Origin of the sequence: Mannheimia bovis (assembly GCF_014541205.1) — a bacterium.
GTDB lineage: Bacteria > Pseudomonadota > Gammaproteobacteria > Enterobacterales > Pasteurellaceae > Mannheimia > Mannheimia bovis.
In genome coordinates, this window is record NZ_CP061280.1 from 1,314,122 (window position 1) to 1,329,212 (window position 15,091).

The window sequence follows — 15,091 nt, forward strand, 5'->3', positions numbered from 1 at the left end:
TTATCTTTCCTTTTCAGACTGCGAAATAAGTGATCGGGTAAGCCAAATTACTGGCAATAAACCGACTAACACCAATACGATGGCAGGCAGAGCAGCACGCTCAAGTTGCTCGTCTGAGGTAAAGGTAAATACATAGGTTGCTAGGGTATCAAAATTAAACGGGCGGAGTAGCAAAGAAGCGTTTAACTCCTTCATACTCTCAATGAAAACCATTAGCCCGGCAGTTAGAATGCCTTTATAAATCAATGGAATATGGATTTTGGCTAACATTGCTACGCCGTTTTTACCAAGCGTTTGGCTTGCCATATCCAGTGAAGGTGAAATTTTATTGAGCGAAGTTTCAAGACTTCCGATTGCCATTGCTAAAAATCTGATGGTATAAGCCAATACTAATGCAAAGAGTGAGCCTGAAAAAATTAATCCCACAGGCGATAATTCAAGGCTTTTTAGCCAAGCGTGAAGTTGATGATCTGCAAATGTTAAAGGCGAAAGTAACCCGATCGCCAATACTGTTCCGGGAACCGCATAGCCAAGTGAAGCTAATTGTAACGACAAGCGGTCATTTTTCACTAAAATTTTGCGAGTATTCAGGCGTTTAGCAAAATGCAGAAGTAGAGCAATGAGTACGGTTACTACTGAGGCAATAATCGAGACTTTTAAGCTATTAAGCGAAAATTGTACAAAGTCTAAATTCCACGCTTGTTCGAAATAGTCGTATGCCCAATAAAGTAATCTGCCAAACGGAATGAAAAAAGCGAGTGCCAATAAGCCCCAACACCAACTAAGGGCTAATACTAATTTCCAGCCGGTTAGTGATTTAAAGGCAGATTTTTTCTCATAGCCACGTTGATAGCTTTTCTGTTTACGGCGGCTGTATTGTTCCAAACTTAGAAACAGGAAAATCATCAATAGCATAAAGATAGCAATTTGACTGGCAGTACCGAGATCGTGATAGCCGAGCCACGAGTCATAAATTGCCGTAGTAAGCGTTGGTACGGCAAAATAGGCAACAGTACCGAAATCGCCTAAGGTTTCCATTGCGACTAATGCCATACCAACTGCGATAGAGGGGCGAATTAATGGCAGAGTAATACGGCGAAAGAGTTGAGCTGGCGAAGCCCCGAGCATTTTTGCACTATGTGTTAAGTTTTCCGATTGTTCTAATAATGCCACTCGCACTAATAAAAAAATGTATGGATACAGTACTAACGCAAGCACAAAACAAGCACCGTACAATGTTCGAATTTGGGGAAACCAATAATCTTGCGGGCTGGTCCAGCCAAAAATGCTACGTAACCAGCCTTGGAAAGCCCCTGAGTAATCTAGTAAATCAGTGTATAAATAGGCAATTAAATAAGCAGGCATTGCAAGAGGCAAGCAGAGTAACCATTGCAAGGTTTTTTGTCCCCAAAAGCGGTAATTAGCCACAATCCAAGCGGTCGGCAGAGCAAAGATCAGAGCGAGAAATACCGTTCCTAACACTAATAATGTTGAATTTTTCAGATAGATTGGCAACATTGTTTGCCAAAGATGGGAAAGGTTTTCACTGTCTCCTTGCAATGCGTGATAACCAATGGCAAGGAGTGGAAGTAAAACAATAAAAGTGGTTAGAGTTGCAATGCTTTTCCAGCAAAATTGTGATCGCATTTTTCTTTAAGCCTGTTATTCCATAAAAAATAAAAGGACGCAAAATGCGTCCTTTTGCAAGCGGGCATATTTTAGCAAAATTTTGCAAATTTTTGTGGAAAAATGACCGCTTGTTGGTTGATTATTTTTTCTCAGAGAAATCGTCAAATTTCACTTCATCAACCAATTTTAATGCTGCTTCATAGTGTTTTGCGATATTTTCCAGCTTGATTTTATCCGCTGTGAATGTACCCCAACCTTTTACGATTGCAGATGGCTCAATGCCTTCTTTTACCGGATATTCGTGGTTAAGCTCAGCATATAAACCTTGTGCTTTTTCACCACTGAGGTATTCGATTAATTTCACCGCATTTGCTTTGTTCGGCGAGTGTTTCGCAATGACTACGCCGCTGATGTTTTTGTGTGTGCCGTACTCGCCGCTAGGGAAGTTAATTACAGCCGCTTCTGCCCACGATTTTTGTTTTTCATCATCTAACATTTTACCGTAGTAGTAGCTGTTACCGATAGAGTAATCACAGATCCCTTCTTTGATTGCTTTTACTTGATCACGGTCGCCACCTTGTGGTTTTTGTGCAAGATTTGCTTTTAAGCCTTCTAAGAATGCTTTTGTTTTCTCAATGCCGTAATGTTCAATCATCGCCGCAAAGAGTGATACATTGTAAGAGTTTTTACCTGAACGAACGCAAACTTTGCCTTTATATTCAGGTTTTGCTAAATCTAAGTAATCAAAACCGGCAGGTAATTTGCCTACACGATCTTTTGACGTGTAAATTACACGGGCACGCGTGGTTAAACCAAACCATTGATCGTTAGAATCACGGAATTGTTCAGGAATGTTTTTCTCTAATACTTTAGAATCAATTTTTTGAGCAAGACCCGCATTCACAATTTCCATTACACGAGCAATATCTACGGTTAAAAGCACATCAGCAGGACTTAATTCACCTTCTTGCTTCACACGATCAACTAAACCTTTATCCGCAAAAATAACATTTACTTTGATGCCGGTGTCTTTTTCAAAGTTTTTCAGCATCGGCTCAATTAAGTAAGGCTGGCGGTAAGAATAAACATTCACTTCATTAGCGGCAAGTGCTGAGGTTGAAGTAAAAGTTGCAGCAGCAATAGCAAGTGCAGAAAGCGTTTTTTTCATTGATAGTCTCCTTTTTTTGATTGACTTTGCATCGCAATGTTGGCAATTCTAAAGGTACTTATTTTTTTAGTCAATAATGAGAACGGTTTTTGTTTGTTGAGATTTAATTAATTTTGAAGTAAAGAATAAAGTGATTGGCAAATTGTTTGTTTTTTGGCATAATACCCGCCGTTTTTTGTCTTGTTGATTAAGTAAGAGAAAAAGCATAAACATTTATTTTTTAACACTAAAACACACACATATCACAAGCTAGGAATTGGGGTGTCTATCATTTTAATGAGTGTAGATCGATTTTCTAGGATATGTGGAGGCTAAACCCCGTTTTGCCGTTCATAGTGGCAAAACAAACAACTTTGAAGGAAAATTCTTATGGCACAAGTTTCTATGCGCGATATGCTTAACGCAGGCGTTCACTATGGTCACCAAACTCGTTACTGGAACCCAAAAATGAAACCATTCATTTTCGGTGCTCGTAACGGTGTTCACGTTATCAATTTAGAAAAAACATTACCTTTATTCAACGAAGCATTAGCAGAATTAACTCGCATTGCTTCTAACAACGGTAAAGTATTATTCGTTGGTACAAAACGTGCAGCGTCAGAAGCAGTTAAAGCAGCAGCTGTAGATAGCCAACAATTCTACGTAAATCACCGTTGGTTAGGTGGTATGTTGACTAACTGGAAAACTGTTCGTCAATCAATCAAACGTTTAAAAGATTTAGAAACTCAAACTCAAGACGGTACTTTTGACAAAATCACTAAAAAAGAAGCGTTAATGCGTACTCGTGAGTTAGAGAAATTAGAGTTAAGCTTAGGCGGTATCAAAGATATGAACGGTTTACCGGATGCAATTTTTGTAATCGGTGCTGATCACGAGCATATCGCAATCAAAGAAGCAAACAACTTAGGTATTCCTGTATTTGCTATCGTTGATACTAACTCAACTCCAGATGGCGTTAATTACATCATTCCTGGTAACGATGACGCAACACGTGCGATCCAACTTTACTTAGATTCAGCAGTTGCTGCAATCAAAGAAGGTCGTGGTGTTGAAGCTGAAGTAGCTGCAACCGCAGAATAATTCAGTTTGTAGGGGCAGGTTTTAACCTGCCCTAAACGATAAAATCTCTAGGCAGGTGAATGCCTGTCTTTCCCTATCAAATCAAGAGGAATTAAAAAATGGCTGAAATTACAGCATCATTAGTTAAAGAGCTTCGTGAGCGTACCGGTGCAGGTATGATGGAATGTAAAAAAGCATTACAAGAAGCAAACGGCGATATCGAATTAGCAATCGACAATATGCGTAAATCTGGTCAAGCGAAAGCAGCTAAAAAAGCAGGTAACATTGCAGCTGAAGGCGTAATCTTAGCTCGTGTAGCTAACGGTTTCGGCGTATTAGTTGAAATGAACTGCCAAACTGACTTCGTAGCGAAAGATGCAGGTTTCTTAGGTTTAGCAAACGAAGTTGCAGACTATGCAGCAGCAAATAAAGGCATTGCTATCGAAGATTTAGCAGCAGCATTTGAAGAAAAACGTGTTGCATTAGTTGCTAAAATTGGTGAGAACATGAACATCCGCCGTGTTAAATTCTTAGACGGTAACGTAATTGCACAATACTTACACGGTGCGAAAATTGGTGTATTAGTAGCCGGTGAAGGTTCTGAAGAAGAATTACGTAAAGTGGCAATGCACGTTGCGGCAAGCAAACCTGAATTCGTAAACCCAGAAGATGTTTCTGCTGAAGTTGTAGCTAAAGAGCGTGAAATCCAAATCGAAATTGCGATGAACTCTGGTAAGCCAAAAGAAATCGCAGAGAAAATGGTTGAAGGTCGTATGGCTAAATTCACCGGTGAAGTTTCATTAACCGGTCAGCCGTTTGTAATGGATCCATCACAAACTGTAGGTCAATACTTAAAATCAGTAGGTACTTCAGTAGCTAACTTCATCCGTTTAGAAGTGGGTGAAGGTATCGAGAAAGTTGAAGAAGATTTCGCAGCAGAAGTTGCTAAAATCACTGGCGGTAACGCTTAATTCAATCTTTGAGTTGATGAAAAAAGCAGGCTTTTGCCTGCTTTTTTGTTATCTTTATCTGATGATTGTGCAGAATTGCCATCGTTATGGGGCAAATTGCAATTTGCCCCCTATAAGTAGAATTAATGTGATGGAATAATGACTGCCGGATCTTCCACAGTGGATTGGGTTTCAATGATTTTTTTCAGTCCATAATCGCTTTTATCACTTTTATTATTAAAGAGATCAAGCTCTTTATCTAACAACACATTTTCAATTCCAATCCAATTCGCAATACTATTAGTAAAATTTAGTCCTGATTTAAAGGTTTTATAAACATTCCGCTTAGTATCATCACTTGCAATTTTAAATAGCGGAATATCATAATGTAGTTTACTTCTATCTTTACCATTCTGAATTACGATATTATCTTTAGAAATCTCGTGAGATAAACCGTGATCAGATAAATAGATCATTGAAAAAGTACGTTGGTTTTCCTCATAATTTTTCATTAACAGATCATACACTCGTTTTATAAACTCATCGGTTTTCTTTATTGAGGAAACATAACAATTCACGTTGAAATAACGCTTTGGTAGCTTGTTGTCGTCAAACATTTTCGGGTAATCGGTTAAACGATCACAGGTAATCGGGTGTGAGCCGTATAAATGCAAGAAAATAAAACGTTTACCGCTCGCAGGTTCTGTAATTACCTTGCTGAAATGTGGTAGTAACTCAAAATCGCTCACATTGGTATTTAGTGAATCACCTGCTTTGGTAAAGATTTTTACATCGCTTTTATTCCCGATAGAGGAAATTGGCGTATCATAATTGCCTAAATAGCCTTGATTGGAAATCCAATAAGTTTTAATACCTGCCGATTTAATTAAATCAACCAGTGTGAGCCCATAATTCGCTTCCCATTTTTCGGTATCAGGCTTAGTTAGCATTAAACGCAATGAGGCAATTGTATTTGTTCCACCGGAGGTTAAACCGTCAACAAGCGTACCATTTGCCGAGCTCATAAAAGGCGTGTTAGGAATAGGGTAGCCGTAGGCGTGGTGATAATCCTTCCTTGCACTTTCGCCCATAATCAGCACGTAATCATCATATTTAGCGTTTTCTCCAAGCTTGGATTCTCCCCATTGAGATTCTAAGGTTAAATTATTTAGTTTCTCCAATTCTTTCGCAACTTTTGTCCCTGAACTGTAAAATTCTTGAAAAAATTTGAATGGAGCAAGTTGAACTAACATTAAAAGAGAAGCGGCTATGATAAAAGTCTTATTTTTCAAAAAGTGGATTTGATAAGCATTGGTAATTTTTTTGAAAAAAATAACCGCTAGTACAATCACGATGCCTGCTAAAATATGCAAAACGGGAAGCTGAGCCAGAAACTCTTTACTCTCCATCATATCGGTTGCGAATACGGAGGCAATATATTCATAGGTCGGCTTACCAAAATTAAGCCCAACGGGGGTGTAAAAGGCATAAGCTACACTAATTGGCAATAGTAAAGCGTAATAAGTCCATTTAGAACTGGCTAAGATAATAATTAAAAATACCCCAAATAGAATTTCAAAGATCGTAGGAGTTGTAAAAAAGCCCGAACCAATAAGCATTAAATAACTGGCAAGTATTGCAAGTAAAAGGGCAATAGTGATGCCGATAATTTGTTTTTTTCTCATTTTTGTTAAAATTTTTCGGTTTATCGTTTGAGTGGATTGTTCTATAATAGCGTAATTTTGTGTTTAGTCCATACAGTTAAGAGGCAAATAAAATGAGCAAACCTATTTACAAGCGAATTCTTCTCAAATTAAGTGGCGAAGCCTTACAAGGCAATGAGGGCTTTGGTATCGATCCATCTATTTTAGATCGTATGGCGTTAGAGATTAAAGAACTTCTGGCAGAAGGCGTGGAAGTGGGAGTTGTACTGGGTGGCGGTAACTTATTCCGTGGTGCGAAATTAGCTAAAGCGGGAATGAACCGTGTTGTAGGCGATCATATGGGTATGCTTGCAACGGTGATGAACGGCTTAGCAATGCGAGATGCTTTACATCGTGCGGATGTGAATGCAAAATTGATGTCTGCATTCCAATTAAACGGTATTTGCGACACTTACAACTGGTCTGAAGCAATCAAAATGTTGCGTGAAAAACGTGTTGTAATCTTCTCAGCAGGTACAGGTAGCCCATTCTTTACAACGGATTCTGCAGCTTGCTTACGTGGTATCGAAATTGAAGCTGATGTTGTATTAAAAGCAACAAAGGTAGATGGCGTTTATGATAAAGACCCGGCAAAATTTGAAGATGCAAAACTTTATAACCAATTAACCTATGCACAAGTGATTGAAGATGAATTACAAGTAATGGACTTAGCGGCATTTACCCTTGCACGAGATCACGGAATGCCAATTCGTGTATTTAATATGGGCAAACCGGGTGCATTGCGTAAAGTGGTATTTGGCACAGAAGAAGGTACAACCATTTCAGAATAATTTCTTTCCCTGTTTTTAACTCTGTTTTAAGTAAAAGGATAAACAATCAATGATTAATGAAATCAAAAAAGATACACAAGATCGTATGGAAAAAAGCCTTGAGGCTTTAAAAGGTCATATTGCTAAAATTCGCACCGGTCGTGCACAGCCGTCTTTATTAGATGCTATCCAAGTAGAATACTATGGTTCTGCAACACCTTTACGCCAAGTGGCTAATGTAGTAGCAGAAGATGCTCGTACATTAGCGGTAAACGTATTCGATAAATCACTGATTTCAGCGGTAGAAAAAGCGATCTTAACTTCAGATTTAGGTTTAAATCCATCATCTGCAGGTACGACTATTCGTGTGCCGCTTCCCCCATTAACAGAAGAACGCCGCCGTGAATTAATTAAAATCGTAAAAGGTGAAGGCGAGCAAGGCAAAGTAGCAATTCGTAATGTCCGCCGTGATGCAAATGACCAAATCAAAGCATTATTAAAAGATAAAGAAATCAGCGAAAACGAGCAACATAAAGCTGAAGAAGATATTCAAAAAATCACCGATACTTTCATCAAAAAAGTTGATGAAGTATTAGCAGCAAAAGAGAAAGAATTATTAGATTTCTAATTTGTAAATTTAATACTAAAAATGACCGCTTGTGTGTTTTAACCGCACAAGCGGTCTTTTTGTTGAGCTTTTTTGCAAAAATAGTAAAGCAGAGCAGGAATAGAATTTGTTAAAATAACCATCTAGAAAAATAAGTAAATCGTCTTTAGAGGAAAAGAATGTTTTTAGTCGGTCAGCGTTGGCTAAGTGAATCGGAAAATAATTTAGGTTTAGGTATTGTGAAAGCGGCGGATCATCGCACTGTTACCATTAACTTCCCTGCAGCAGAAGAAGAGCGAGTTTATGCCATTTCTGTTGCCCCATTGACCCGTGTGCAGTTTCAAGCAGGTGATAGAATTAATAGCCTTGAAGGCTGGCAGCTTGATGTTACGGATGTAGTTGAAAATCAAGGCGTTGCGATTTATTTGGGAAAAAGGGTCGATAATGGAGAAGAAGCTGTTTTGCCTGAAATGCAACTCGATCACAAAATTAGTTTTAGCAAACCGCAAGATAGACTTTTTTCTGCACAAATTGATCGTAGCGATCGTTTTGCGTTACGTTTTCGAGCATTAGAACATCAGCAAGCTCAATATCAATCTCCTTTGAGAGGTTTGCGTGGTATTCGAGCCAGTCTAATTCCCCATCAATTACATATTGCCAAAGAGGTGGGGCAGCGTTTATCTCCTCGTGTTTTACTTGCTGATGAAGTAGGTTTAGGAAAAACTATTGAAGCGGGAATGATTTTGCAACAACAGCTTTTCAGTGGAAGAGCAGAACGTGTTTTGGTGCTTGTGCCGGAAAGTCTACAACATCAATGGTTGGTGGAAATGCTCCGCCGTTTTAGTCTCAAATTTTCGCTATTTGATGAAGAACGTTGTAGTGATTTTGATAAGGAAGATGAAAACGGTGAGAACGCCAGCGAGAATCCATTTGAAAGTGAATCTTTAGTGATTACTTCACTGAACTGGTTGGAAACCGCACCACAGCGAGCAAAACAGGTGCTTGATGCCGACTGGGATTTATTGATTGTAGATGAGGCTCATCACTTAGAGTGGTCTGAAGAGAAAGCCTCTGCCGGCTATCAATTTGTAGAGCAGTTAGCTAAACAGATACCTTCAGTATTGCTTTTAACGGCAACCCCTGAGCAATTAGGGCAAGAGAGCCATTTTGCTCGTTTAGCATTATTAGATCCGGATCGCTTTTATGACTACAACAGCTTTGTAGCAGAACAAACGCAATATCAGCCCGTTGCGGATGCGGTGGCGACATTATTAAATGATAAGCCTCTCACAAATGACGAGCAGAATACCATCGCAGAATTGTTAAGCGAGCAAGATACTGAACCGATGTTCCGTGCGATTAATAGTAAAAAATCGGACGAAAATGACCGCTTGCAAGCCAGACAAGAGCTGATTGGTGAGCTGATTGATCGACACGGCACAAGCCGCGTGTTGTTTAGAAATACCCGCCAAGGGGTGAAAGGCTTCCCTCATCGTGAATATCACCAAATCAGTTTGGAAATACCGAAACAATACCAAAATGCGTTAAAAGTGATGGGAATGATGGGCGGTGTGAGCCAAACGGATTTGCTTTATCCTGAATACTTATTTCAGCGAATGAACCCGAATGCAAAATGGACGGAGTTTGACCCACGTATTGAGTGGCTAATAACCTTCTTAAAAAATCATCGTGAAGAAAAAGTGTTGGTTATCTGCCAACAAGCGGATACTGCAATTGCGTTAGAGCAGGTGTTGCGTGAGCGTGAGGCAATTCGCTCGGCAGTATTCCACGAGAAAATGTCGATTGTGGAGCGTGATAAAGCGGCTACTTATTTTGCCCAACAAGAAGAGGGAGCTCAAGTGCTGATTAGCTCAAGCATTGGTTCAGAAGGGCGTAACTTCCAATTTGCGAAAGATTTAGTACTGTTTAACTTGCCGAATAACCCTGATTTACTTGAGCAAAGTATCGGGCGATTAGACCGTATCGGGCAGAAAAATGATATTCAAATTTATGTGCCTTGTTTTAATTTATCGGCTCAGCAAATGTTGGCGGAATGGTATCACAAAGGCTTAAATGCGTTTGAAGAAACTTGTCCGATGGGAACAGCGATTTTCCGTGAATTTAATGAAGAACTACAAGGTTTCTTGAAAAATCCTGAATTTTCAGAGAAATTAGATGACTTTTTAGCGAAAACGCATAAACGCCAACAACAATTGAAAGCAGAATTAGAAAAAGGACGAGACAGATTATTAGAACTCAACTCTAATGGTGGGGAAGAAGCTCAACAGCTTGCAGTAGATATTGCCAAAGAAGATAATAATCCGCATCTTGTGAATTTTGCTCTGAATTTATTTGATGTCATCGGCTTAGAGCAAGAAGATTTAGGTGAGCAGAGCATTGTGATTAGCCCAACAGGGCATATGTTAGTACCGGATTTCCCGGGGCTTTCGGAAGAAGGAACAACTATTACCTTTGACCGTGCATTAGCCCTAATGCGTGAGGACGTAGAATTTCTTACTTGGGATCATCCGATGATCCGTAATGGGATTGATTTAATTACTTCCGGCGATATTGGTAAATCAGCTGTTTCTTTGCTGGTGAATAATAAATTACCTGCCGGTACATTATTACTCGAAGCCATTTATATTGTGGAAGCTCAAGCACCGAAAGGACTAAATTTAACACGTTTCTTGCCACCTACACCAATTCGTATTTTAGTTGATAATAAAGGTAATAACATTGCCCAACAAGTTTCCTTTGCAGGGCTTGAACGCCAGTTAAAGCCTGTGAATAAACAGATGGCAAATAAAATTGCTAAAATGGCACGGGCAGATATTGAAAAGCTGATTAAAGCAAGTGAAAAAGCGGTGTTGCCTCAAGTACAAGAAGTGATTGAAACAGCAACATTTGAGGCAAATTGCAAATTAAAGGCAGAATTACACCGCTTGGAATCCCTGAAAATGGTGAATAAAAATATCCGAGCTGATGAAGTGGACGCTTTGGAACAGCAGCTAAATGAAACCTTAGCCCAGCTTGAAACCGCAAATTACCGCTTGGACTGTTTGCGTGTGATTGTGAGTAATAAAGAGTAGCTTAAATATAATATGGCATTAATTGAATATAACCCACCGCTTGAGCCTTTTTTAGATGAGGTTTACCGCGATAACCATATTTTAGTGATTAACAAACCAAGCGGATTGCTGTCGGTTCCGGGTAATCGCCCCGAATATTTTGACAGTGCGATGACCCGCATTCAGAAAAAATATGGCTTTACCGAGCCGGCTCACCGTTTGGATATGGCAACAAGCGGTATTATTTTGTTCGCACTTAGCAAAGCGGCGGAGAAAGAGCTAAAACGCCAGTTTCGTGATCGTGAGCCGAAAAAGCACTATATTGCGTTACTTTGGGGCAAATTAGGTGAGAAAGTGGGCGATAAAGGCGAGATGAATTTCCCACTTATTTGTGATTGGGAAAACCGCCCACGCCAAAAAATTTGCTATGAGCGAGGTAAAAAAGCCATCACGCATTATGAAATTTTGGCTCATAACGCCAATAATACGACCAGGGTGAAATTAACGCCGATTACCGGTCGTTCGCATCAGTTGCGGGTGCATAGTTTGGCATTAGGGCATCCTATTATTGGGGATAAATTTTATGCTAATCCGTTAGCGAAGAGCTTATCGCCTCGTTTATGTTTACACGCTGAGTTGTTAACCATTACTCACCCGATTACGGGGAAGGCAATGACTTTTACCGCCGAGCCGGATTTCTAACTATCTCAACAGGCTTCTGTAGTATTTCCAATCGAAATATTGCCCTGGGTCGATTTTGCGTTCTGGGGCAATATTGCTATGCCCTGTGATTCTCTCATCGGTAATTTGTGGGTAGCTTTTCTGAATAACTTGCGTGAGTTTCGCCAACGATTGATATTGTGCTTTGGTAAAGGGTTGATTATTACTCCCTTCTAGTTCAATACCAATCGAGTATTCATTACATTTTTCCCGCCCCTCAAAGCAAGACACTCCGGCGTGCCACGCCATATCATTAAAATTGACATATTGAGTAATTTCGCCTTTACGATTAATTAAACAATGGGCAGATACTCGAAGATCTTGGATTTCTTCAAAATAAGGGTGAAGAGTTGGGTCAAGTTTGCCTTGAAAAAAAAGATCGATAAAATTCCCACCAAATTCTTCAGGGGGAAGGCTAATATAGTGAATAACCAATAATGAAATATCATTTTCACTCGGGCGTTGGCTAAAATGGGGAGAGGGGACTTGTTTTTGATGAACTAAACAGCCGTTCTGAATTTTCAATTTTTGCATAGTTTAAATAGGGTAAATACGGTAAAATTACGTCTAACTATATTTTACAAGAAAAGAGAAAATTATGCTCAGTTATCGCCACAGTTTCCACGCAGGCAACCACGCAGATGTGTTAAAACATATCGTTCAACTTTTGATTTTACGTTCATTAAAAGAGAAAGAGAAAGGCTTTCTTTATCTTGATACTCACTCGGGTGTTGGGCGTTACAGTTTGCTGAGCTTTGAATCCGAAAAAACAGGGGAATATTTAGAAGGTATTGCCCGCCTGTGGGAACGTAATGATTTGCCTGAAGAAATCGCTTTATACATTGATGAACTGAAGAAAATTAATCGTGGCGGAAAACTCAAATATTACGCAGGTTCGCCGCTATTAGCGGTTCAGCAGTTACGTGAGCAAGACCGAGCGATTTTGACCGAACTTCACCCTAACGATTTCCCATTATTACGCCAAGAATTTGCCAAAATGAAAAATGTGCAAACTAAGCGTGAAAATGGTTTTCAGCAGTTAAAATCAGCATTACCGCCGAAAGAACGCAGAGGCTTTGTGCTAATCGATCCACCTTATGAACTAAAAGAGGATTATGAATTGGTGGTGCAAGCGATTGAAGAAGGTTATAAACGTTTTGCGACAGGCGTGTATGCGATTTGGTATCCGGTAGTATTACGCCAACATACTAAACGCATTGTGCGTGGTTTGCAGGAAACCGGCATTCGCAAAATTCTGCAAATTGAATTAGCGGTTCGCCCTGATAGTGATCAACGAGGGATGACCGCAAGTGGTATGATTGTGATCAACCCACCTTGGCAGCTTGAACAACAGATGAAAAATATTCTGCCTTACTTAACCGAGGTTCTAGTGCCGGAGGGTACCGGCTCGTGGACGGTGGAGTGGATTACGCCAGAGTAATTTATACAAAGTAAAATTTTTGAGAAAAATAACCGCTTGTCAGAACAGGAAAAAACGATGCAACAATATAAACACGACTTTATCGAATTTGCCCTCAGCCGCAATGTTTTAAAATTTGGCGAATTTACCCTAAAATCAGGCAGAATCAGCCCTTATTTCTTCAATGCAGGGCTTTTTAACACCGGGCGTGATTTAGCCAAATTAGGGGAATATTACGCACAGGCAATTCAAGCCTCAAACATTGAGTATGACGTACTGTTTGGTCCGGCTTATAAAGGCATTCCGATTGCAACTACAGTGGCGGTTGCCCTTGCTAATCAATTCGATGTGGATAAACCTTGCTGCTTTAACCGCAAAGAGGCGAAAGATCACGGTGAAGGTGGCAACTTAATCGGTGCACCTCTTAGAGGTAAAATTTTATTGGTTGATGATGTGATTACCGCAGGCACGGCAATTCGTGAATCAATGGAAATTATTAATGCAAACAATGCTGAACTTGCCGGTGTGTTAATTGCGTTAAACCGTAAAGAAAAGGGCAAAGGCGAACTTTCTGCGATTCAAGAAGTGGAACGTGATTACGGTTGCCAAGTGTTCTCGATTGTGGATTTTGATGATTTAGTGACCTTTATCGAAAAATCGCCTCAATACGCCCCTTATTTGCCAAAAATGCGTGAATATCGTGAAAAATATGGTGTGTAAAGTTTTGCAGAAATAAGACCGCTTGTATCACTGTAGTATGAATAATTTTCATCTTTGGCTGAGATTTTTTCAGCTTAAAAGCGGATAAATTCATTGTTCGGTTTCCATAATTGACTTAGCATACAAACATCAATAATAAACGAGTTGGAGAAACACAATGACGGACAAAAAATTACCTTTTCACGCAGATACAGTGGGTTCATATTTACGCTCAGATGCTTGGAAAAAAGCTCATTCTGACTATAAAGAAGGCAAAATTTCACTTGAAGAGCGTGATGAAATTGTAGAAACAGAAGTAAAAAAATTAGTGCAAGCTCAGTTAGATGCAGGCATTCAAGTGGTTACAGATGGCGAATATCATCGTTCTTGGTGGCATATTGATTTCTTAGAAAATCTGAATGGCATTGAGGGCTATGTGCCGGAAAAAGCCTATGCGTTTAAAGGGGTTGAAGTTCGTCCTTACAACACACGTTGTTGTGGCAAAGTGTCGTGGAATCCAAACCACCCGTTTATTGAGCATTTCAAAAAATTTAATGCCATTGTAGATGGGCGTGCGGTAGCGAAATTTACCATTCCAAGCCCGAACCAGTTGATGTATCCGGTTCAATGGGATCACGGTATTTACCCAAATCGTGAAGCATTTGCAAAAGATGTGCAACAAGCCTACAAAGAAGCCATTAAAGCCTTTTACGATGCGGGTTGTCGCTATTTACAAATTGATGATGTGTATTGGGGCTCATTGTGTAATAACTTTGGGCAGCCGAGTTTTGAAGCGGATAAAGCTCAAGCAGTTGCCAATATTCAAGCCATTTTAGCCGATAAACCAGAAGATCTGATTATTACTACTCACGTTTGCCGTGGTAACTATAAATCGTCTTATCTATTAACAGGAGCTTATGATCCAATCGCTGATGGTTTATTTGCTCAAACCAACTATGATGGTTATTTCTTAGAATATGATGATGAACGTTCAGGCGGTTTTGAGCCGTTAAAACATTTCGCTAACAATAAAGGGCGTGTGGTGTTAGGCTTAATCAGCTCAAAATTCCCTGAATTAGAAGATAAGGAAGCTATCAAAGCTCGCATTGCTGAAGCTGCACAATATGTGCCGTTAGAGCAACTTTGCCTAAGTCCACAATGTGGTTTTGCCTCAACAGAGGAAGGCAATATTATGTCTGAAGCTCAACAGTGGGCGAAAGTTCGCTTTGTGGAGGAAATCGCCAAAGAAGTTTGGGGTGAGGATTAATCTCTTCACGCAAAGAAATGCCCGCAAT

General features: G+C 39.8%; 13 protein-coding genes. 9 read left to right on the top strand and 4 right to left on the bottom strand.

The features are described from left to right. Entirely contained in the window at positions 1-1,647 is a 1,647-nt protein-coding gene (locus tag ICJ55_RS06585; protein ID WP_188156084.1) for an ABC transporter permease, read from the bottom strand. A 121-nt stretch (positions 1,648-1,768) separates the two neighbouring features. After that, complete coding sequence (locus tag ICJ55_RS06590) at positions 1,769-2,797, bottom strand: Fe(3+) ABC transporter substrate-binding protein (protein ID WP_188156085.1); 1,029 nt, start codon at positions 2,795-2,797, stop codon at positions 1,769-1,771. Positions 2,798-3,166: 369 nt separating this feature from the next. Here ICJ55_RS06590 and rpsB point away from each other — a divergent pair, with 369 nt between their 5' ends. After that, positions 3,167-3,877 (top strand): 30S ribosomal protein S2, encoded by a 711-nt coding sequence (gene rpsB, locus ICJ55_RS06595; RefSeq protein WP_188156086.1) that lies wholly within the window; start codon positions 3,167-3,169, stop codon positions 3,875-3,877. Between the two features lie 98 nt (positions 3,878-3,975). Further along, entirely contained in the window at positions 3,976-4,827 is an 852-nt protein-coding gene (tsf, locus tag ICJ55_RS06600; RefSeq protein WP_188156087.1) for a translation elongation factor Ts, read from the top strand. A gap of 122 nt (positions 4,828-4,949) precedes the next feature. Here tsf and ICJ55_RS06605 read toward each other — a convergent pair whose 3' ends face one another. Further along, positions 4,950-6,491, bottom strand: coding sequence for a phosphoethanolamine transferase (locus tag ICJ55_RS06605; RefSeq protein ID WP_188156088.1), 1,542 nt, complete (start codon positions 6,489-6,491; stop codon positions 4,950-4,952). A gap of 92 nt (positions 6,492-6,583) precedes the next feature. Here ICJ55_RS06605 and pyrH point away from each other — a divergent pair, with 92 nt between their 5' ends. From pyrH to rluA, 4 genes are all read left to right on the top strand, one after another. Then, positions 6,584-7,300: a UMP kinase gene (gene pyrH / locus ICJ55_RS06610; protein ID WP_188156089.1), complete on the top strand. Its 717-nt coding sequence runs from the start codon at positions 6,584-6,586 to the stop codon at positions 7,298-7,300. Positions 7,301-7,349: 49 nt separating this feature from the next. Then, positions 7,350-7,907, top strand: a complete 558-nt coding sequence (gene frr / locus ICJ55_RS06615; RefSeq protein ID WP_188156090.1) for a ribosome recycling factor — start codon at positions 7,350-7,352, stop codon at positions 7,905-7,907. A 158-nt stretch (positions 7,908-8,065) separates the two neighbouring features. Next, the gene (rapA, locus tag ICJ55_RS06620; protein WP_188156091.1) at positions 8,066-10,978 is read left to right on the top strand and encodes an RNA polymerase-associated protein RapA; all 2,913 of its coding nucleotides are present in this window, start codon (positions 8,066-8,068) and stop codon (positions 10,976-10,978) included. A gap of 12 nt (positions 10,979-10,990) precedes the next feature. Further along, on the top strand, positions 10,991-11,659 hold the full coding sequence (gene rluA / locus ICJ55_RS06625; RefSeq protein WP_188156092.1) for a bifunctional tRNA pseudouridine(32) synthase/23S rRNA pseudouridine(746) synthase RluA: 669 nt from the start codon (positions 10,991-10,993) through the stop codon (positions 11,657-11,659). Here rluA and ampD read toward each other — a convergent pair whose 3' ends face one another. After that, positions 11,660-12,211 (bottom strand): 1,6-anhydro-N-acetylmuramyl-L-alanine amidase AmpD, encoded by a 552-nt coding sequence (gene ampD / locus ICJ55_RS06630; RefSeq protein ID WP_188156093.1) that lies wholly within the window; start codon positions 12,209-12,211, stop codon positions 11,660-11,662. A 64-nt stretch (positions 12,212-12,275) separates the two neighbouring features. Here ampD and ICJ55_RS06635 point away from each other — a divergent pair, with 64 nt between their 5' ends. The 3 genes from ICJ55_RS06635 (at position 12,276) to ICJ55_RS06645 (ending at position 15,063) form a co-directional block, all read left to right on the top strand. Next, positions 12,276-13,118, top strand: coding sequence for a 23S rRNA (adenine(2030)-N(6))-methyltransferase RlmJ (locus tag ICJ55_RS06635; RefSeq protein ID WP_188156094.1), 843 nt, complete (start codon positions 12,276-12,278; stop codon positions 13,116-13,118). Positions 13,119-13,175: 57 nt separating this feature from the next. Then, a complete protein-coding gene (pyrE, locus tag ICJ55_RS06640; RefSeq protein WP_188156095.1) occupies positions 13,176-13,817 on the top strand; it encodes an orotate phosphoribosyltransferase in 642 nt (213 codons plus the stop codon). Positions 13,818-13,974: 157 nt separating this feature from the next. Continuing rightward, a complete protein-coding gene (locus ICJ55_RS06645; RefSeq protein ID WP_188156096.1) occupies positions 13,975-15,063 on the top strand; it encodes a 5-methyltetrahydropteroyltriglutamate--homocysteine S-methyltransferase in 1,089 nt (362 codons plus the stop codon). Positions 15,064-15,091: the final 28 nt, after the last annotated feature.